We start from the raw sequence: 20,234 nt of genomic DNA on the forward strand, positions 1-20,234 counted from the left end.
CCCTATTACGCGCCCTCGCTGCGCAGGCGCCCGGCGAAGTCGGCCACGGACATTGTGCCCAAATCCTCGCCCGAGCGCGTACGCACGGCAACGGCGCCATTTTCCTTTTCGCGGTCTCCGACCACCAGGAGGTAGGGGACCCGCTGCAGCGTGTGCTCGCGGATCTTAAAGCCGATTTTTTCGTTCCGCAAATCGGCCACTACCCGGAACCCTTGATTTGCAAGGGTTTTCCGAACCTCGTCCACATAATCGGCCTGGGCGTCCGTAATGTTCATTACGACGGCCTGCTGGGGGGCCAGCCAGGCCGGGAAAGCCCCGGCATGGTGCTCGATCAGGATGCCGATGAACCGCTCCATGGACCCCACGATGGCCCGGTGCAGCATGACCGGGTGGCGGCGCTGGCTGCTTTCGTCCACGTATTCCGCGCCCAGCCGGCCCGGCATCATGAAATCGACCTGCATGGTGCCCAGCTGCCAGGTCCGGCCAATGGCGTCCTTCAGGTGGTACTCGATCTTGGGGCCGTAGAAGGCACCCTCGCCCGGCAGTTCCTTCCATTCCACCCCGCAGCTGCGCAGGGCCGCCCTCAGGGCGTCCTCGGCCTTGTCCCAGGTGGCATCGTCGCCCAGGCGCTTCTCGGGGCGCAGGGCGATCTTGATCTGGATGTCGTCGAATCCGAAGGCCTGATAGACCGCCAGCGCCTGCCGGTGGAACGCCGTCACCTCGGACTCGACCTGCTCTTCCGTGCAGAAGACATGGCCATCGTCCTGGGTGAAACCGCGCACGCGCAGGATGCCGTGCAACGCGCCGGACGGCTCGTTGCGGTGGCAGGAACCGAACTCGCCGTAGCGGATCGGCAGGTCGCGATAACTGTGCAGGCCCTGGTTGAACACCTGGATGTGGCCCGGGCAGTTCATCGGCTTGACCGCGTACGTGCGCTTCTCCGATTCGGTGAAGAACATGTTTTCCTGGTAATTGTCCCAATGGCCCGACTTCTGCCACAGCGACACGTCCAGGATCTGCGGGCAACGCACTTCGCCGTAGCCGCTGTCACGGTAGACCCTGCGCATGTACTGCTCGACCACCTGCCAGATGGCCCAGCCCTTCGGGTGCCAGAACACCAGGCCGGGAGCCTCTTCCTGCAGGTGGAACAGGTTCTGCTGCTTGCCGATGCGGCGGTGGTCGCGCTTCTCGGCTTCCTCCATCCGGGTGATGTAGGCGTCGAGCTGCTTCTTGTCCGCCCAGGCCGTGCCGTAAATGCGCTGCAGCTGTTCGTTCTTGGCGTCGCCGCGCCAGTAGGCGCCGGAAATCCGGGTCAGGCGGAATGCCTTGAGGAAACGCGTGTTCGGGACGTGCGGGCCCCGGCACATGTCCACGTATTCCTGGTGGTAGTACAGGCCCATCGCCTTTTCTTCGGGCATGTCATCGATCAGGCGCAGCTTGTAGTCCTCGCCCCGGGTCTTGAACACCTGGATGACCTCTTCGCGCGGCGTCACCTTCTTGATGACGTCGTAGTCCTGCGCGATCAGGTCCTGCATGCGCTGCTCGATCGCGGCCATGTCTTCCGGCGTGAACGGACGTTCGCTGTAAATGTCGTAGTAGAAGCCCTCGGCGATGACCGGGCCGATGACCATTTTCACGTCCGGATACAACTGCTTGACCGCATGGCCAACCAGGTGGGCGCAGGAGTGCCGGATGATTTCCAGACCCTCCTCGTCCTTCGGAGTGATGATGCGCAGACTGGCGTCATGCTCGATGACGTCGCTGGCATCCACCAGGCGCCCATCGACCGCGCCGGCCAGGGTTGCCTTGGCCAGGCCGGCGCCGATGGACTGGGCCACCTGCATGACGGAAACGGGCTGTTCGAACTGGCGGCTGCTGCCGTCGGGAAGCGTGATCGTGATCATGGGAAGGCCGGGATTCGGGATTGGGAAATCGGGATTCGCAGGAGCGAGCGGGGGCTGATACAGCGAATCCCCAATCTCGGCTCCCGAATCCCGTGGCCGCTTCGCGGCCAACAAAAAAGCGCCACGGGGGCGCCTACGGGATGCGGTGCCTCGGGCTTTACCGGATTCAGGCGGTGGTAGTGCTCATGTCGCACGCTCGGCCGGCGTTTCCGCAGGCCACCTCGTGATATCGGAGTGGCGCACAAAGGGAAACGGGAATCCACGCTGGGAAGCGTGGTGGGCGGTACAGGGTTCGAACCTGTGCCCCCTACCAAACCGCGATAGAGCCCCCCTGATGCCAATCAAGTGGTTACCGTGACAGGCTCCGTCGCCCGATGACTTGAAGAGTATTGTAAACGACGGGCTGTAACACGCAAGCGGTGCGAGTGCCATGACAGGCCGAGCTAGCGCCAATTCGGGCGGTCATCACCGCCGAGACCTCAGGCGGGACGTGCCGGCAGGTGGATCAGCTCGGCTCCCTTCGAAGGCTTCGCCCTCGCCGTGGCCCCCTACCATTGGCGCGAATCTGTGCCGGATATGTAGAACCTTCATTTTTCAGGGAGGCGGAGCCGTCTCCGCCTCCCCACTTCACCTCGCTACGAGATGGACCCCATAGGCTGCCCTTGGGTTCTGTGGCGACGATACGGCGTGTGCTTCGGCATGTGAACATTGCCAGCATCAAAGAATAGAGCCTGTGCCTAGCGTTCATGAAGCACTGCTAACGAAGAATACTGCAAGAACTGCGCAACTATTGTGAAGCGCATGGGCTAGAAACGATATTCCATAGGCCCAGCGCCTACCGTATTTCATGTTGCTTACAAACAAATACGAATACACAACAAAGGGAAAGAAAACAACGATTCCCCAATAAACGTTGAATATGCCGTGGAGCGAAGAAAAAATAACTGCGGAAGCGACAATGGCAGCGGATCTATACCTGAACAAAGGAAGCAGGATTGTCGATATCATGCTCCCCGCAAGAATAGATTCAATAGCTGGCCCCAGTATTCCCGCGTGGACAAACGCGCCAGTCAAGTCCAGATCAGCGAGCCCAGGATCAAATCCTTCCAACTTCCTTCGGAACGAAAAAGCAATGATGCCCGAGGAAGTCAACGTGCAAATGCAAGCAATCGCGACGCTCTTGAGGGCCTGGCCAATACTTGCGCTGCGCCGCCGACTATCAACCCTATCCATAGCTTTTCCAGCAAGATAATCTGGACTAAACCGGGCGGCAGACGCCGCCCGGCCGGTATTCATCACGCCCCGTATACATTTTGAACGTTGGAGGGATTAGTGAAGGTATCTTCCTTGAGCTCCCCCTCCTTGATGTATTTGGAAGCCGCATTGAGCACCTTCCCAATAGCCCAGGTCGCAACCGCCCTGCCTACGGTGGGCAGACCTCCACTCACGGATTCAACTTCACTTGCCGCCAGCTCACGCATCGACATACTCCTTGTTTGGCGCATTCCCGCGCCGCGGCTTCGGGGACATACCAGAAGATGATGGCCTTCCTTGACGCTAATAACCGCTCCTGCCATCGGTAATCGGAAAATTCTTAAAATAGATTCACATTGGATTCCGTAGCCTCTTTCACTAGGCGAACAACGAAATCTCGCTGCTGGGCCGAGGAGTAAGTAAAGCCGAATTTGGCCCGCCGTACGCACCCGGTCAGTAGCCGGCCAAGAAATTCCGATCTGCAGTGCCAACGACTGACGTCCTGGGACACTTCTCACAAGCGCAGGGAACCCAATGGGGCTCGGCAGAGATACCGACCATTCCCCTGGCATGCGTGGGCATTGAGGGCCCTGCCAGACGGCTAGTTGGCGCCGACGACGGAGAACTACGCGAAATTCGCCCCCGACTAGCCGGCCTCGGCCAGGGAGGCTATCGATGCTTGGAGGATGGAGTTGGCGGCGGAAGTGCCGCGGATGCGCCCATTTCTGGAAACTGTCATCGCTAGCGATGACAGTGCGATGACAGTCGCGGAAAGGAGGGAACTTGGGGAAACCACCGAAACCCTTGTGCCATCTAGGTTTCCAGTGGTGGGCGGTACAGGGTTCGAACCTGTGACCCCTACCATGTCAAGGTAGTGCTCTACCGCTGAGCTAACCGCCCGGTCTGCCCTTTGCAGGGGCGCGAATTTTAGCCCAGAAGCCACCGCGCCGACAACCATGACTTTCCGTGACCCGGCGAAACGCCCGCCCCGCTTCGCCACCCGGCTCAGGGAGCCGGCACCGCCGGGTTGCCGGCGGGCGCCACTGCGGTGGTCCGCCGCTGGAACGCCCGGCGGCGCGGGTGGCGTCAGCCGGCCAGGCTGGCCTCCTTGAGCTTGCGGATCTCGTCGCGCAGGCGCGCGGCATCCTCGAACTCCAGATCCCGCGCGTGCTGGTACATCTGCTGCTCTAGCAACTTCATGCGGGCGAGCGCCTGGGCCGGGTCCAGCACGGCGTACTCGGTGCGATCCTCCGCCACCCTGCGCTTGCCACGTCCCGATTTGGCCTCGCCAGCATCGCCGCGCGCGCCTTCCAGGATATCGATGATCGGCTTGGCCACCGACTTGGGGGTGATGCCATGTTCGGCGTTGTACTCCAGCTGTTTTTCCCGTCGCCGGCTGGTCTCGTCGATGGCCGCCTGCATGGATCGCGTCATCTTGTCCGCATACAGAATGGCCTTGCCGCGCAGGTTGCGGGCGGCGCGGCCGATGGTCTGGATCAGCGAGCCGGTCGAGCGCAGGAAGCCCTCCTTGTCGGCATCCAGGATTGCCACCAGCGACACCTCCGGCATGTCCAGGCCCTCTCGCAGCAGGTTGATGCCGACCAGCACATCGAACTTGCCCAGGCGCAGGTCGCGGATGATTTCCACACGCTCCACGGTGTCCACGTCCGAATGCAGGTAGCGCACCTTGATGCCGTGTTCACCGAGGTATTCGGTCAGGTTTTCGGCCATCCGCTTGGTCAGGGTGGTGACCAGCACGCGATCGCCCCCGGACACGCGCAGGTTGATTTCCGAGAGCAGATCGTCGACCTGGGTGCCGACTGGCCGGATTTCCACTTCCGGGTCGACCAGGCCGGTCGGACGCACCACCAGTTCGACGATCTCGCCGTTGGATTCACGCAGTTCATAGGGCCCCGGCGTGGCCGACACGTAGATGCTGCGCGGTGACCGTTCCTCCCACTCCTCGAAGCGCAGCGGCCGGTTGTCCAGCGCCGACGGCAGACGGAAGCCGAACTCGACCAGGGTTTCCTTGCGCGAACGGTCGCCCTTGTACATGGCGCCGATCTGCGGAATGGTCACGTGCGACTCGTCGATGACCAGCAGCGCATCGGCCGGCAGGTAATCGAACAGGGTCGGCGGCGGCTCTCCGGGCGCCTTGCCGGTGAGATGGCGGGAGTAGTTCTCGATGCCGGAGCAGTAGCCGACCTCGGCCATCATCTCCAGGTCGAACTGGGTGCGCTGGGCCAAGCGTTGCGCCTCGACCAGCTTGTTCTGGGCGTACAGCAGCTCAAGTCGCTCCTTCAGCTCGATCTTGATGGTGTCGATGGCGGTCAGGACGCGGTCGCGGGTCGTGGCGTAGTGGGTCTTCGGGTAGACCGTGTAGCGCTGCAGCTTGCGCAGGGTTTCGCCGGTCAACGGGTCGAACAGGGTCAGGTTCTCCACATCGCCATCGAACAGCTCGATGCGCAGCGCCTCGGCATCGCTTTCGGCGGGGTGCACATCGATGACCTCGCCGCGGACCCGGAACGTGCCGCGCTGCAGTTCGTACTCGTTGCGGGTGTACTGCAGCTCGGTCAGGTGCTTGATCAGCTGACGCTGATCCATGTGCTCGCCCAGCGAAAGGATCAGCCGCAACGACAGATAGTCCTCCGGCGCGCCCAGGCCGTAGATCGCCGAAACGGTGGCCACCACCAGCGCATCCGGACGCGACAGCAGCGCCTTGGTCGCCGAGAGCCGCATCTGTTCGATGTGCTCGTTGATCGAACTGTCCTTCTCGATGAAGGTATCCGACGACGGCACGTAGGCTTCTGGCTGGTAATAGTCGTAGTAGCTGACGAAGTATTCCACCGCGTTGTGCGGAAAAAACGACTTGAATTCGCCGTACAGCTGCGCCGCCAGCGTCTTGTTCGGCGCCATCACCAGGGTCGGCTTCTGCACGGCCTGGACCACGTTGGCGACGGTGTAGGTCTTGCCCGAGCCCGTCACGCCCAGCAGGGTCTGCTTGGCGAGGCCGGATTCGAAGTTCTCGACCAGTTTCTGGATGGCCTGAGGTTGATCACCGGCCGGGGAATAGGGGGAAACGAGCTGGAAGCGGTCGGTCATGGGGGCGTCCCGAATGCGATCGCTGAGTATAGCGATCCCGCCCTGACCGACGCGCGGGGAGATTTCCTACCCCGTTTCATGGTCCCGTCCGATGGCCTGGATGACCTCCCTTGCCCGAACCTGAATGTCCGGCACACGGTCCAACTGGAGATTTCATGCGCAGGATGCGCGGCCTTCCCGTCTTCCCCTTTCCCGCTCCGCGCCACGCCCAGAGCGGCCTTACCCTGCTTGAACTGGCGGTGGCCATGTTCATTGCCTGCATCGGTGTCGGCGTCGGCCTTCCCTCCTATCAGTACCTTGTCCAGCAGAACCGCGCCGATACCGTCCGCTATCTGCTGACTTCGCATTTCGCCAGTGCCCGCCAGACCGCGGTCACCTACCGCCGGGCCACCGCTGTCTGCCCCTCCGACGGTGTCGAGGCCGGATGCCGGGCCGATGGCGACTGGGGGCAAGGCTGGCTGATGTTCTTCGACCCGGACGGCAACCGGAAGCCGGACGCGACCGAGGACGTGCTCCGCTACGAGGCCGTACCGCTGCCACCCGACTTCCGGATCCGCTCATCGGTGGGGCGGCCGCAACTGCGTTACCTGCCGGACGGCCGAAGCGCCGGCAGCAATCTGACCGTGCGGATCTGCCTGCGGGAACGACTGATGTCGGAAGTGGTGGTGAACAACGGAGGCCGCGCGCGCAGCCGGCGCGCGGCCTCCGGCGAACCCTGCCGCGGCTGAAGCCATGGAGGCTTGCCCCGTTCCCGCCGGCTTGATTACAATAGCGGACCCCGCCCGAATAGCTCAGCCGGTTAGAGCACTTGACTGTTAATCAGGGGGTCGTTGGTTCGAGTCCAACTTCGGGCGCCAGATTCCAGAGACAAAGAGCCCGCTAGATGCGGGCTCTTTGTTTTTCACGCCTGCAAAGCCGTACCGCGATCGGCTAGAAGCAGACGCTCGGATCCGTGCCGGAGACGCTGACGCTCTTGGTTCCTCGCTCGTTGATCGTCAGGTTGCCGCATTGCGTGTCGTTTGCCTGGACGCCTTGGGCGGTTGCGGTGATGCTGAAGGCCGTCGCCGTTGGCGGTGACGGGAAGGCGAAACTGTAGAACGCGTTGAGATCGTTCTGGCAGCTTGTCTGCGGGAGCGTAGCGTCCTCGTACGACTGATTGGTTGTGTACTCACGCTCCATGAACTGGGCAAGCTCAATCACACAGGCGGCCGCTGTCGCGCGCCGGGTCTTGATGATGTGGCTCTGATAACTGGGATAGGCGATGGCTGCCAGGATGGCGATCACCGCCACCACGATCATCAGCTCGATGAGCGTGAATCCCTGAGTCTGGGCACGTCCGTCATTCATGTTCGTCACCTGGTGAAGATTTCACGCCAGCCAAGGCGCTTGGGTTGACCGATTCCCGGGGGCACCTTGACGTCCTTGCAGGTGCCATCGGAACCGCAGACCAGCACCAGTTCATCGATCTGGCTGGACTCGGTGGGCATGCCGATGTTCAGGTTAACCGAACCCACCGCATGCCTGTTGCCATCCGAATCGGTGATGTAGTCATTGTCTCCACTTCCGTTGCCGTCGAGATCGAAGTAGGAAATCGAATTTCCACTGCCATCTCCCGGGCTGGTACCGGTGAACACATCCAGGGCATTCAGATAGCCGGTGCCCCCTGACTCGCAACCATCACCCGCATCCGGCACGACGCTGGAAACCCAGACCGCCCGTCCGTCGATGCGCGGGCCACTGACCACCCGCTCGCCAGCGAGCGGCACGCCCAGATTGATGTACCAGCCGCGCGAATCGGTCGGAAGCGCGGCGAACGATTCGAAAGCGCGCTTGCTCAGATCCGTGCTGACCGCCGCAATCGTCCGTATGGTCAGCTCATCGCGGTCGGCGACCGCCGTGCCATCGTCGATGATGCCGTAAATGCTCTGTTGGCCGCTCTGGCTGGCATCCAGATCGGGCAGCGAAATGAGCCGGCCGGTACCGAAGGTGACCCAGATCCGCCTGTTGCCCGGCTCGCGCGCGATGGCCAGGCCACCGGTGATCGGCTGGGCGTTGCCGGCGTCATCCACGGCCGTGAACAGCGGCGCGCCACCCAGCGCCATCCCCCAGCTGTTCGCCGAAGTGGCACTCAGATCGAACTTCCAGACGTTGCCATGCAGGTCTCCTGCATAGACGTAATCGACCTTGCCGTCACCATTGACGTCCGCGGCGCGTGGGGCGGACAGACCATTGCTTCCGGCCTGGCCCACGGCGATCTTCGCCCGCTGCGTACCGGTGGCCACGTCGTAGACATACAGCACAGCATCTCCGTTGGTGCTGTCGATACCGTTCGGGACGATGGCCAGGACTTCATCGTTGTTGCCACGCGCGATGACCGGGGCCCCAAGCACATAGCCCATGTCCGCGTCCGTGGTCACCGTGTGATCCCACAGCACGTTCCGCGCGGCGAAGCGGCTGGGATCGCTCACGTCCAGGGCAAACACGCCCTTGCCACCGCGGCCGAGCGTGCCGACAAGGTAGTTCGTTCCCGCCTGCACGTTCTGGCTGCTGACCGTCACCGGACCATCGACAAAGAAGTTGTGCACATAGTCGGGATCACTGAGGGAGGCAAGCTTGGCGAAGTCCAGGCCCGCAGGCACATACGAAAACACCACATCGCCGGTCAGCGCATTGACGGCATGCAACATGCCGTCGTTGGCGCCGACATAGATGGTCTCGGTGTCCTTCACATAGAACGGTGAAGAGTTGACGATATCGCCCAGCAGCAACGAGCGGTTGCGCAGGAGGCCGCGGTTGGACTGCTCGAGCGCCTGGCTGCCCTTGATGTAGTTGGCATTGTCGGGGCCCGTCACGATCGCCGCGCCCGTCGCCCGTGCGAGCAGTGTGCTCTGGCCCCCGGTGGGGAACGCGGCACCCGCCGTGCCACTCCAGGTCATCACGGTGCGATCATCGAAATCATTGCGATTGTTGCTGTCGGTCATCGACGCGGAGATCCGCTGCGATACCTGCCAGTCGATTGCCGACGAGATGCCGCCCGCTTCCGTCACGTCCCTGGCGATGAGATCGCCGGTCCACAGGCCGGACATGTAGGTCGCCTGATACATGCTCGTGTTGGACTGGAACGATGTGCTGTTGGTGGCCACGTTCGAACCCGACGCCAGGCGCGCCTGGATCTGGCCGAGCACGCTGTTGAGCGCATCCCGGAACCCGTTGGCGCTGGTGGCCGCGATGAATTCGCCATGACCATTGACGGCCGCATGCAGCAGGTCGTCCACGCGTGCCGGGATTTCCGCCGTACCGCTCTGGTTGGTCATCTGGGGATCCGGCCAGCTGACTTCCGCACCATTCAACCGGGGCCGGCCGTCGCGACGTATCTGAGCCACGCTGGACTGGTCCAGTGATCCCTTCAGGCCGATGGAGATGCCGAAGGTCACCATGTGCTGCCAGAACGCCGGATTGGTGCTGCTGCGCGGCACGATGTTGTCCATGTCCGTGCGCAGATCGCTCTTCCAGTACTTCATCGCCACGTCAGCCAGGGTGTTTTCCCGGTTGAGGTTGTTGCCGTCCCTGAAGGGATGGCCAGCTTGATAACGGGCGATGTTGTAGTTCGGATCCGTGTCGCGGAGCGAGTGATCGATGATCCGTTCGCCGTTGGAGCCTTCTTGATCGCCTGCACTGATGGAACCGAAATTGCTGTTCCAGTAACCATCGGTGGTCAGGATCGCGAAGTTCTGCCGGCACTGAAGCTGGGAAGAACCCGACTGCGGGCCATACGGGCCACCGGCTTCGGTACCGGAGAAATACTGTCCCGCCGCGTCCAGCGCGCCGCGCAGCGGCGTGCCGTTGTTGCCGGTGGCGCCGAACAGGCTGTTGAACCAGGTTTCCCGCGCGGTCCCCTTGAAGACACCCTCGCGGTTGTCCTCGTAGAGACCCACCGGGATGTCGTAGTTGTTGTTGTTCCAGATGGTCCGATAGCCGACGCGGACATTGTCGCCCAGCAATGCGAACGCCTCGCTCGCGCCCGCCTTCGCCAGCTTCATGCGGGTGCGGTGGTAGGAGTACCACGTCGTGTAGTTGTTCAGCTCGGCGGCTTCATCCCGCCCGGCCGAGGTCGCGGACGCAGGCAGGGTGAACGAACAGTTGCCCCAGGCATAGGTATTCGAGGACGCCGTCTGGCAGCCGTTGTTGGCGTCGCTCACCGTGGAGGTGATCGTCACCGCGCCATTGCTGCTGCTGTTGTTGCCCTGACGGGTCACCCGGATCATGTAGTCACCGGCCGTATTGGCGGTGCATTGTTCGGTGCTGTTGTTTCTCAGCGGTTCGCAGACCACCGTGTTGTTTCCCCACCGGTCCGACGTGTAGAGGCGCAGAGCGGCGTTGCCGGTACCGGTCATCTGGACGTCGAGCGTCTGGTTGGCGTCCAGCGTCAGGTTCTCGCGCCAATCGGTGCTGCCATTGACGGTGAAGTTCCATGTACGTGTCGAAGAACTGGTCGCCGTACCCAGTCCACCACCCAACACGAGCTCGCTGCGGATGACCCGGCTTGCTCCGCCCATCGTGCGGATCTGAAAACGATAGTAGTTGAGGCTGTTGCCGAGATAGGCGGCGTCGGTCCGGGTCGTGTCCTTCGGTACGTAGAACGTCTGTACGCTGCTCGAAAGATTGGTGGTGCTGCCCGACCCGAGGTTGTTGCTGCTGAAAGCCGTCGGGAAGGTCTGGCCATCGCTCATGCGGGTGCCGCTATGGGTGATCCAGGCCTGATACGCGGTCGCCGGGTTGTACTTGAGCGTGTTGCTGGTATAGACGTCATCGCTGATCGTCGTGCCGCTGGCGCAGTTGCCGTTGCTCTGGCGCCGGCACACCGTCCCCAGATCGGGATTGGTCATGACGCTGTCGGTCATGGATCCCGAATCATCCAGGATGAAGAGGATATTGGGAGCGACGTTGCTCGCGCCGGTCTGCAACGGATACTGCGGGAAGCTCGCCGCCATCGCCGATGGCATGGCCAGGAGCGTGGACAGGAACGTCGCCAGTACCGGCAGGACGTTGCTGCGCATGTTCTTGTTCGGAACGAGTCGGGATGTCATGTCTGGAGTCCCCATCACTGCACCTGGAACCGCGATTGCAGGGTTACTTCGGATCCGTTCGCCAGTCGGGCGAACGCGGTGATGCGATAGCGCTGGACCGTGGTGGAACATGCGGATGCGGACATATCGATGGAGGTCGTGCAATCGTCGGAAACGTCCTCGCCCTTGCCCATGTCCTCGACCACGTAACCCATCGCCTGCCCTTCCTCCTGAAGACTGGAAGCACGGTAGTTGGATGCGCTATCCCAGAATCCGGCCGACTCCCACGCCGATGCGGCGCCGTTGGCCGGCATGCCGCAGAGCCCCGCGGCGCACCCGGCGCCCGCGGCAGGCATCACCGGACGCTGGTTGGCGACATAGGCTTCCGCCTCGCGCAGGATCGCTTCCGCCGACTGGAACGCCATGCTGCGCGCACGCAGATTGCCGCTCATGCGTTCCTGCAGCCAGGTGCCACGCATCGCCGCCAGTCCCAGGAGGGTGACAAGCAGCAACAGCAGCAACACCACCACCAGCGCGACGCCACGTTGCGCGGCCCCTGGAGTGAATGCGGGCGACTTCATAGCAGGCTCTCCCGGTTGCGCAGCGCGACCACGTTGCTCGATCGGCGATTAAGCGCCGCGCCGTCGGTCCCCTGGATGTAGGATCCCGAGAGTGCGCCTTCGGTACCTTCGAAAGTCAGATCGACACGTGCGGCGGTTACCTGTGACCAGTTGCCGACGGCGGAGGCCGCCTGATAGGTATTGCTGCCCGCGCTCAGGTAACGGATGACCATGCCGGTGACGCCCTCGGCGATCTCTTCGACAGCCAGAAGATTGGGCGTGTTTGTCCCGGAGGTGTTCCTCACCGTCGCCCGGTACAGCGAGCGGCCTCCCCGCCCGTTGTTGCCGATGTACCAGCGCGAACTGGTCACCCGGGAAATCGATGCGGGCGATGTACTGAATTTGTCGCAGTTGGGATTGACGCTGGTGGGATTGGGCACCATGAAGCAATAGCCATGGGTTCCGCTCGCGCCGGTCGCGCAGTCGCGGACATGCTGGAACTCATTGGCGCAATTGCCCGTCGTGCCGCCGCCACCGCCGCCGTTGTGCTGGATGCCGGCGATGCCGCCCGCCGAATTCAACTGGGTCACTTCGAAGGTGAACGCATAGTCCATGTTGCAGACCAGCAGGATGTCGCCGGTGGCGATGCCTTCCACGCTGTTGACCATCAGGTTGGCACTGGGATTGTCGTGCTGGACCACCCGGATGTTGCCATCGTTGGCCAGGGATACATCCACCGCATCGGTACCGGCGACGCGCTCTCCGGCGCCCGTACCGTTGACGGTTCCCGGCAGCGTGTCGTTGCCGCCATAGCCGCGCAGTCCACCTCCCCAGTTGGTCCACCAGGTGTTGTCGCCGCTCTTGAGCTGGCTGACCACGTTGGCCGACGTCGAACAGGGATTTCCGCCGGCCTCGCGAAGATCGCGCGACATCAGTTCGAATGACGTCCGCTCGTTTTCCTGCAGTCGTCCAACCGTTTCGCTGGTCCCATAGACCCGTTTGTTGGACAGGAACACGGCGCTGGCGGCGACCACCACGATCGTTCCCAGCAGCAGGGCGATCATCAGCTCAATCAGCGATAAACCCTGCTGCGCGTACGCATTGCGGACCTTGGAGGCATTCCGTCCGTTCATCATCACAGCCTGCTCGTGGTTTTCATGGCGGTTGGCGTATCACTCCCACCGGTGACGCGGCTCTGGTCCCAGCGCACTTCGACTTCGCAGTCGTTGGCGCCGCACTGGATCCGGCCACAGGCCGACGGACCCACCTGGGCATGCAGGTTGCCGACCCAACGATTGACGTCGGCGCGCGCGTTCGCATTCGCCGCGTCATCGGGGATGTCGGCTTCCTGGCACAGCCAGCCCTGGTTGTATTGTCCGGCGCGCGCAACGGAACGATTGGCACGCATGACGTCGAGCATGGCGTAGCTCTGGATGACCGCGTTGGTGCGTTCGGCGGAGCCACCCGAATTCTTCAGCGTGACCGCCTGCAGTGCGGCGATCCCCAGCATGCCGATGGCCAGCACGAACACGGCTATCAGCACCTCGAGCAGCGTACTTCCCCCGGGACGATGGAGCTTGCGCATGTGTGTATTCCTCGGTTCAGTCGCCGGGGGCGCTGCAGGCGGCGGTCCCGCTGGCCGTCGCCACGCTGATGCGGCTAACCGCAAACCGGACTTCGCGGCTGTTTTCGGCCGCCGGCAGGCGGCTCGAACATACCGAAAGTCTGCCGGTCCGGACCGCGGGATTTCCGGCACGCACGAGGCCATCGGCGGCGAACCAGATGCGGCTGTTGCTGGACACGTTGGGACTGCCCTGGATGGCCAGCCCGCCGGCCGACGCGGTGACGTCACGTACGACGACATCGCCCGTTCCTCCCGGATTGCCGTCGGCGTTCGCATCCACGAACATCACGAGCCGTCTCCAGTCGGCCCCCTGGCACGAAGTGCCATTCGTACTCGGGCACAGGACGACCCGCTTGTTGCGCCGGATGGCCTCGGTCCGGGCGATCTGAAGGGTGGCCACCAACTCGTTGGCGGCAGCGGTCACGCGATTGCGGGCAATCAGGTCCTGGAAACTCGGCGCAGCCAAGGCCAGCGCCACGGCCAGGACAGCCAACGCGATCAACAGTTCGATCAGGGTAAATCCGCCGGTGCCGGTGTTTCCGGTCCGGTTCTTGTCGTCGCGCATGCCTGTCCTCTTCCCCTCGGATGACATCCAGTTCAAATTAACGTCCCCCGCCCCAACCAATCCATGAAGAACCGACGGACGGCCGGAACCATCCCCCCGGCGGCCGGACGCCCTCTCCGGTGACGCCATGCCTCCATCCACGCCAGCCCGAACATCGCCGCTCGACGCGCTCTGGCGCTCCGAGGTCATCCTGTGGGTGCTGGTGGGAGGCGAGGGTCTGGCGATTGCCCTCTCGCTTGCGCCCGGGCTCGACCGCGACCGGTGGCTGGTCTATTTCGGGCTCGCCTCGTTCTGGATCCAGTGGGTGGCCCTGCTGACGCTGGGCAGCCTGTACGTGTTGCGCGGCCTCCTGCGTGGCATCTCGCCTCCCGGGGTGGCTGGCGTGGCCCTGCTGTTCTCGCTGCTGTACTGCGTCCTTCTCGCCCTGGTCGCGCGGGTGCTGGTGGAGAGCAGCGGCGCACGCCTGCTCCTGGACTGGAACGGCCTGATGCTGAAAGCGCTGGGCATCACCCTGACGGTGGGTCTGCTGGGCCTGGCGGCATTCCAGAACCACTGGCAGGGACAGATACACGCGCTGCATGCCAAGCAGTACGAACTGGAAGCGTTGCAGGCACGCATCCGTCCCCACTTCCTGTTCAACACGCTCAATACCGGCGCCGCGCTGGTACACCAGCGCCCCGAGGATGCCGAGCGCGTCCTGCTGGATCTCGCGGATCTGTTCCGGGCGGCCCTGGCCGGTCCCCAGCAGCTGGCGCTGGCCGACGAGCTTGCCCTCACCCGGCGCTATCTGGACATCGAAAGCCTGCGCTTCGGACACCGCTTGCGGGTGACCTGGGAAGTACCGGACCCGGTTCCGCTGGCGAACCTGCCCACGCTTTCGATCCAGCCGCTGGTCGAAAATGCGGTCAGGCACGGTGTGGAACCGGATCCGGATGGCGGCAGCATCCGGATCCAGGTACAGGAATCCGAACGATGGATCCTTGTCAGCGTCCAGAACAGCGTGCCGGCGAAGACCACGCCCATACCCGGACACCAGATTGGCCAGAACGCGGTCAGGGCCCGCATCCTTGCGTTCACTCAGGGCCGTGGCGCCCTGGATGTACAAGCGGAAGACGCTCGGTACAGCGCGGTCATCCGCCTGCCGAAAACCGGATGAAAAGAGGGACGGCTTCGTCCGAAGCCGGTCCCTTCCCGGTCAGGTCAGTACCCGGTAGCAGGGCTTGTATTCGCCGGCGATTTTCATCCGGCGCTGCTCGACAAAGGCCCGCAGCAGGCCATCCAGCGCCTGCATCATGTCGGCGTCGCCATGGATTTCGAACGGACCGAACTCCTCGATCCGGCGCATGCCGTCTTCCTTGACGTTGCCGGCCACGATGCCGGAGAACGCGCGCCGCAGATCCGCCGCCAGCGCATGCGCGGGGCGGCCATGATGGAGATCCAGCGCGGCCATGGCTTCATGGCTGGGCACGAACGGCTGCTGGAAATCGCCCGGGATGTCGACCGCCCAGTTGAAGAAGAACGAATCCTTCTGCTGGATGCGGTACTCGCGCACCTTGCGGATCCCGGCGCCCATCCGCTTCGCCACCGCCACCGGATCACCGATGATGATCTCGTAACGCTTGGTCGCTGCCTCACCCAGGGTCAGGCGGATGAACTGATCGATCTGCTCGAAATAAGGTGCGGCGATGGTGGGGCCGGTCAGGATCAGCGGAAATGGCAGTTCGGCGTTCTCGTCCTGCAGCAGGATGCCCAGCAGGTACAGGATCTCCTCGGCGGTACCGACGCCACCGGGGAACACGATGATGCCGTGGCCGATGCGGACGAAGGCTTCCAGGCGCTTCTCGATGTCCGGCATGATCACCAGGTGGTTGACGATCGGGTTCGGCGATTCGGCGGCGATGATGCCCGGCTCGGTGATGCCGATGTAGCGCGTGGTGCGGCGGCGTTGCTTGGCGTGGGCGATGGTGGCGCCCTTCATCGGGCCCTTCATCGCGCCCGGTCCGCAGCCGGTGCAGATGTCCAGGCCGCGCAGGCCCAGCTCGTAGCCGACCTGCTTGGTGTAGAGGTACTCGTCGCGTGAAATGGAATGACCACCCCAGCACACCACCAGGTTGGGATCCGCCGGGCGCAGGATGCGCGCGTTGCGCAGCAGACCGAACACCGCATTGGTGATGCCCGACGAAGTGTCCAGATCGTCCTTGCAGTCCGGCCCCAGTTCGATGGCGGTGTAGGCCAGATCGCGGACGACGGCGAACAGCAGCTCGGCCACGCCGCGGATGATCTCGCCATCGACGAAGGCCATCGCCGGCGCGTTGACCAGGTCGATGCGGACCCCGCGATCCTGTTGCAGCACCTGGATGTCGAAATCCGGATACAGATCGCGGGCGGCGCGTGGATCATCCGAGGCGCTGCCGCTGGTCAGGACCGCCAGCGCGCATCGTCGCAGCAGGTCGTGCATGCCTCCGGCAGAGGCATCGCGCAGGCGGGCCACTTCGGCCCGGGACAGCACATCCAGCGCCCCGCGGGGGTGGATCTGCGCGTTCTGTACCGGCAACGCCCTCGATGGCGCTTCACTCATATGCTTGTTTCCTGTCGTTCTTTCGTGTCATGACCCGATGACTTTAGCGCAGTCCCGCGCTCAAGGCATTCCCATAAAAAAACGGCCGGGTTGCCCCGGCCGTTTCTGGTGTTCCCGGGCCTTGCGGCTTAGAACTTGTACTTCAGGCCCAGCATGACCGACCAGCGCGACACGCCGGTGTTGCCCTTGTCGTTGTTGTTTTCCTGGATCTGGGAGCTATCGGTGCTGCCGCTGAAGTGGTAGACGTACTTGCCGGTGGCCGGATCGATACCGGCGTAGCTGGCCACGCGACGGGTCGAGTTGAAACCGTAGTCGTCGATCAGACCCCACTTCTTGTTCAGCAGGTTGCCGATGTTCATGATGTCCAGCGACAGCTCGGTCTTGTGGCCCTTCATGAAGCCCGGCAGTTCCTGGCTGAAGCGCACGTCGAAGCTGTTGACCCACTTGGCGCGGAACGCGTTGCCCGGAGCGATCTGGCCACGATACTTCTGCAGTTCCGGATTCTTGCCGAGCCAATCGAAGAACGCCTGCTCCATCTGCGCACCGCCGGTGAACAGCACGTCGCCCGGGGCCGCCGGCACGTAGAACAGGTCGTTGAACAGGCCTGCGTTGCTGGTGCTGGTGGTCGGATTGCTGTCGCCGTTGAGGTCGTTGTAGTAGATGTAGCTGTACGGACGACCGGTGCGGCCTTCGTAGAACAGGCCGATGCGGGTGTCGTAGTCACCGAAGAACTGATGCTTCCATTCCACGGTACCGGTGATGCGGTCGCGGATGGCGTAGCGCGAATCCCACGCAATATCGCCGTTGACCGCGCCGATCAGGGTGCTGCCCCAGTTCGAGGTGTTCTGCGAGCTGGTCAGCGGGCTGACTTCGGTGGCCTTGGTGTAGGTGTACGCCAGCGACCAGGACCAGTCGTTGAGCATCGGCTTGTTCAAGCCGAAGGTGTACTGGCGGCTCTTGCCCTCGTCGGTGTTGCGCAGGAGCATCACGTCGCCGATGCCGGCCGGACGATTGGCCTTGGGATTGACGTTGTTTGTGCCGTAGACGATGCCGCGGGTGGCATGGGCGTTGGCCGGATTCAGACCATTGGCGTCCCAGAAAATCGGACGACCATCCTGGCCGTAGGCGGTCGGGCCCTGGCCAGCGGCGTTGTACATGTCCAGACGATCGACCACGATGCCGTCATTGACCTTGGTGAACAGCAGTTCGGCCGACGCGACAATGCCATACCACGGCAGTTCGTGATCCAGGGCGATGTTCGCCTTCCACACCGACGGCAGCTTCAGGCCGGGCTCGACGATGTCAACGTTGGCGCGCGCGTTGCCGGCCAGGCAGTTGGCCGGAATGTTCGGCGCCGGGCTCGGCGAGAACACCGGGGCCTGGGCGCCGGAGCAGCTGTATTCGACATAGTTCAGGCCGGTGTTCTGGTAGGTACCGGCCAGCCACACGTTCGGGGCGGCGCCGCCGAACAGGCCCACGCCACCACGCAGCTGGGTCGGACGATCGCTGTCGAAGGTGTAGTTGAAGCCGAAGCGCGGCTGCACCAGCTTGTCATCCACGGTCTGGGTGTTGTCGTAGCCGTAGGTCTGCTCGATCAGCGGGTTGTACAGGCGCTGGTCGCTGAAGTCCGGGATGTCGACGCGCAGACCGAAGGTCAGGGTCAGGTTGTAGTTGACCGCCCAGGTGTCCTGCGCGAACAGGCCGACGTTCTTCAGGGTGTATTCGGCCGGGATATCGTTGATGCTGCCACCCGGACGCGGAGCACGGATTTGGTAGTTGCTCGGCGTGCCGGCGCGGAACGCGTCGACATCGGCGAAGGTGTAGACGCCATTCACCGCACGGCCGTAGAAATTCAGAATGTCGTTCTTCGAGTAGTCGAAGCCGAACTTCACGGTGTGATCACCGATATACCAGTTGGCCGCACCGAAAGCGGTCCATTCCTTGGTCTCGATGATGTTGACGTGGCTGTTGATTTCGGTGCCCAGGAACACCGACGACTGCCCGTTGGAACCGAAGCCGCGGACTTCGATCTGCGGCAGGTTCGAGAAGGTGCTGCGCACCGCCGAATAGTCCTTGTAGCCGACCTTGAACTCGGTGGAGAAGTTCTCGCTCCAGTCGCTGAACAGCTCACCGACGTAGCTCTCGAAGGTCTTCGGCAGCGCGTACCAGAAGCTGCTCAGCGAGACGCTGTTGTTGTCGATTTCCGGGAAGCGCAGGACGCTCTGCTCCAGCTTGCTGTAGCGCAGGGCGGCACGGTGGTTCTCGTTGATGTTCCAGTCCAGCTTCAGCGCGTACTCTTCGATCTCGGTCTTGTTGGTGCCCGGCAGCGAGAAACCGCCCGCGCTGATGCCGTGGCCATTGGCCGCCGAGACGATGTCGGCGATATCGGCGTCGGTGATGTTGCCGCTGCCGTACGGGGTGTTGGTCAGGCTGGTGCCCGGCGCGCTGCGCTCGTACTTCTCGTAGTTGGCGAAGAAGAACAGCTTGTCCTTGACGATCGGGCCGCCGAAGGTGGCGCCGTAGGTCATTTCGTCGTCGAAGCCGTTGAACTTGACGCCTTCCAGCTCCTTGCGCACCCAGCTCTTGTCACGGTAGGTGCCGTAGACGGTGCCGTGGAATTCGTTGGTACCCGACTTGGTGACCGCGTTGATCACCGCGCCGGTGCCGCCGACGATGGTGACGTCGTAGTTGGCCAGATCGATGTTGATTTCCTCGATGGCGTCCATCGAGACCGGCTGGCGCTCGGTCGGCAGGTTGTTGGATTCCAGGCCGAACGGGTCGGCGACGCTGACGCCGTCGATGCGGATCGCGTTGTAGCGGGTGTTCTGGCCGCCGGCGGAAATCGCGCCGTCCGCCTTGCTGACCTGCGAGATGCGCGGATCCAGGCGAATGTAGTCCTGGATGTTGCGGTTGGCCGACGGCAGCGCTTCGATGCTGTCGCGGTTGATGTTGGAACCGGTGCCCATCTTGGTGGCGCTGAACACTTCCGAGCCGCCGGCCACGCCGACCGCGGTCACGGTTTCCAGGGTGGTGGTGGCGTCACCGGTCAGCGCGGCATTGACCGTGTTGACCTGGTTGAGGTTCAGATAGACGTTGTCTTCGGTCTTCGTACCGGAACCGGATTTGGTCACGGTGATCTGGTACGGGCCACCCACGCGCAGGCCGCGGGCGCTGTAGCGGCCGCTGGCATCGGTGGTGACGCGGCTGGTCGTGCCGGATTCGACGTGGGTGATGACCACTTCGGCACCGGTGACGGGCTGGCCGTCTGCACTGGTCACCACGCCGCCGACACCGGCGGAGGTGCTCTGGGCGAAGACCGGCGCGGCGGCGAGCGCGGCGACGAGGCCAAGGGTGAGCTTGGACATCCGGAGACAACGGGATTGGTTCATGGGTGTGAGCCTCGGTACGGGAATTGGCGTTGCGGAAACTGGCTGGCTGTACGGACGCGCAGGCGGCCCACCTCGCGGCGGGTCGTGGGGGGCATTTCTGGGGTTCCCTGAGCCTACGCGGAACGGCCGCGTTGGTTAATAACAGGTTAACACGATAGGACCATTTTGTGACCGCCGCGTGACAAAATTTCC

14 protein-coding genes and 2 tRNA genes are annotated in these 20,234 nt (G+C 63.2%); 3 read left to right on the forward strand and 13 right to left on the reverse strand.

Features of this window, described 5'->3' with window-relative positions; genetic code table 11:
• Positions 1-5: 5 nt before the first annotated feature.
• The 5 genes from thrS to uvrB all read right to left on the reverse strand — a co-directional run bounded on the left by thrS (position 6) and on the right by uvrB (position 6,260).
• A complete protein-coding gene (gene thrS, locus AC3DEZ_RS06255) occupies positions 6-1,904 on the reverse strand; it encodes a threonine--tRNA ligase (protein ID WP_488387445.1) in 1,899 nt (632 codons plus the stop codon).
• A 744-nt stretch (positions 1,905-2,648) separates the two neighbouring features.
• A complete protein-coding gene (locus AC3DEZ_RS06260) occupies positions 2,649-3,203 on the reverse strand; it encodes a hypothetical protein (RefSeq protein WP_488387446.1) in 555 nt (184 codons plus the stop codon).
• A complete protein-coding gene (locus tag AC3DEZ_RS06265) occupies positions 3,200-3,385 on the reverse strand; it encodes a hypothetical protein (RefSeq protein ID WP_488387447.1) in 186 nt (61 codons plus the stop codon). Before AC3DEZ_RS06265 ends, AC3DEZ_RS06260 begins: the two co-directional genes overlap by 4 nt.
• Positions 3,386-3,983: 598 nt before the next feature.
• Positions 3,984-4,058, reverse strand: a tRNA-Val gene (locus AC3DEZ_RS06270).
• Positions 4,059-4,244: 186 nt separating this feature from the next.
• Positions 4,245-6,260 carry an excinuclease ABC subunit UvrB gene (gene uvrB / locus AC3DEZ_RS06275; protein WP_488387448.1) on the reverse strand — a complete coding sequence of 672 codons (2,016 nt, stop codon included), beginning with the start codon at positions 6,258-6,260 and terminating at the stop codon, positions 4,245-4,247.
• Between the two features lie 155 nt (positions 6,261-6,415).
• Here uvrB and AC3DEZ_RS06280 point away from each other — a divergent pair, with 155 nt between their 5' ends.
• Together AC3DEZ_RS06280 and AC3DEZ_RS06285 are read left to right on the forward strand one after the other, a co-directional pair.
• The gene (locus AC3DEZ_RS06280) at positions 6,416-6,988 is read left to right on the forward strand and encodes a GspH/FimT family pseudopilin (RefSeq protein ID WP_488387449.1); all 573 of its coding nucleotides are present in this window, start codon (positions 6,416-6,418) and stop codon (positions 6,986-6,988) included.
• Positions 6,989-7,040: 52 nt separating this feature from the next.
• Positions 7,041-7,117, forward strand: a tRNA-Asn gene (locus tag AC3DEZ_RS06285).
• Positions 7,118-7,190: 73 nt separating this feature from the next.
• Here AC3DEZ_RS06285 and AC3DEZ_RS06290 read toward each other — a convergent pair.
• The 6 genes from AC3DEZ_RS06290 to AC3DEZ_RS06315 are packed head-to-tail and all read right to left on the reverse strand — an operon-like array spanning position 7,191 to position 14,075.
• Positions 7,191-7,607: a type IV pilin protein gene (locus AC3DEZ_RS06290; protein ID WP_488387450.1), complete on the reverse strand. Its 417-nt coding sequence runs from the start codon at positions 7,605-7,607 to the stop codon at positions 7,191-7,193.
• 5 nt (positions 7,608-7,612) lie between these two features.
• Positions 7,613-11,317: a pilus assembly protein gene (locus tag AC3DEZ_RS06295; protein ID WP_488387451.1), complete on the reverse strand. Its 3,705-nt coding sequence runs from the start codon at positions 11,315-11,317 to the stop codon at positions 7,613-7,615.
• A gap of 44 nt (positions 11,318-11,361) precedes the next feature.
• Positions 11,362-11,907, reverse strand: coding sequence for a pilus assembly PilX family protein (locus tag AC3DEZ_RS06300; RefSeq protein ID WP_488387452.1), 546 nt, complete (start codon positions 11,905-11,907; stop codon positions 11,362-11,364).
• Positions 11,904-13,019, reverse strand: coding sequence for a prepilin-type N-terminal cleavage/methylation domain-containing protein (locus AC3DEZ_RS06305; RefSeq protein ID WP_488387453.1), 1,116 nt, complete (start codon positions 13,017-13,019; stop codon positions 11,904-11,906). Before AC3DEZ_RS06305 ends, AC3DEZ_RS06300 begins: the two co-directional genes overlap by 4 nt.
• Positions 13,020-13,021: 2 nt before the next feature.
• Positions 13,022-13,471: a type IV pilus modification protein PilV gene (pilV, locus tag AC3DEZ_RS06310; protein ID WP_488387454.1), complete on the reverse strand. Its 450-nt coding sequence runs from the start codon at positions 13,469-13,471 to the stop codon at positions 13,022-13,024.
• A 16-nt stretch (positions 13,472-13,487) separates the two neighbouring features.
• Positions 13,488-14,075 carry a GspH/FimT family pseudopilin gene (locus tag AC3DEZ_RS06315; RefSeq protein ID WP_488387455.1) on the reverse strand — a complete coding sequence of 196 codons (588 nt, stop codon included), beginning with the start codon at positions 14,073-14,075 and terminating at the stop codon, positions 13,488-13,490.
• 127 nt (positions 14,076-14,202) lie between these two features.
• On the opposite strand from AC3DEZ_RS06315, the gene AC3DEZ_RS06320 reads away from it, so the two are divergent.
• Positions 14,203-15,231 carry a sensor histidine kinase gene (locus AC3DEZ_RS06320; protein ID WP_488387456.1) on the forward strand — a complete coding sequence of 343 codons (1,029 nt, stop codon included), beginning with the start codon at positions 14,203-14,205 and terminating at the stop codon, positions 15,229-15,231.
• A 39-nt stretch (positions 15,232-15,270) separates the two neighbouring features.
• On the opposite strand, the gene ppnN is transcribed toward AC3DEZ_RS06320, so the two are convergent.
• Positions 15,271-16,653: a nucleotide 5'-monophosphate nucleosidase PpnN gene (gene ppnN, locus AC3DEZ_RS06325; protein WP_488387457.1), complete on the reverse strand. Its 1,383-nt coding sequence runs from the start codon at positions 16,651-16,653 to the stop codon at positions 15,271-15,273.
• A gap of 128 nt (positions 16,654-16,781) precedes the next feature.
• A complete protein-coding gene (locus AC3DEZ_RS06330) occupies positions 16,782-20,042 on the reverse strand; it encodes a TonB-dependent receptor (protein ID WP_488387458.1) in 3,261 nt (1,086 codons plus the stop codon).
• Positions 20,043-20,234: the final 192 nt, after the last annotated feature.

Source organism: Pseudoxanthomonas sp. 134C1, assembly GCF_057773065.1.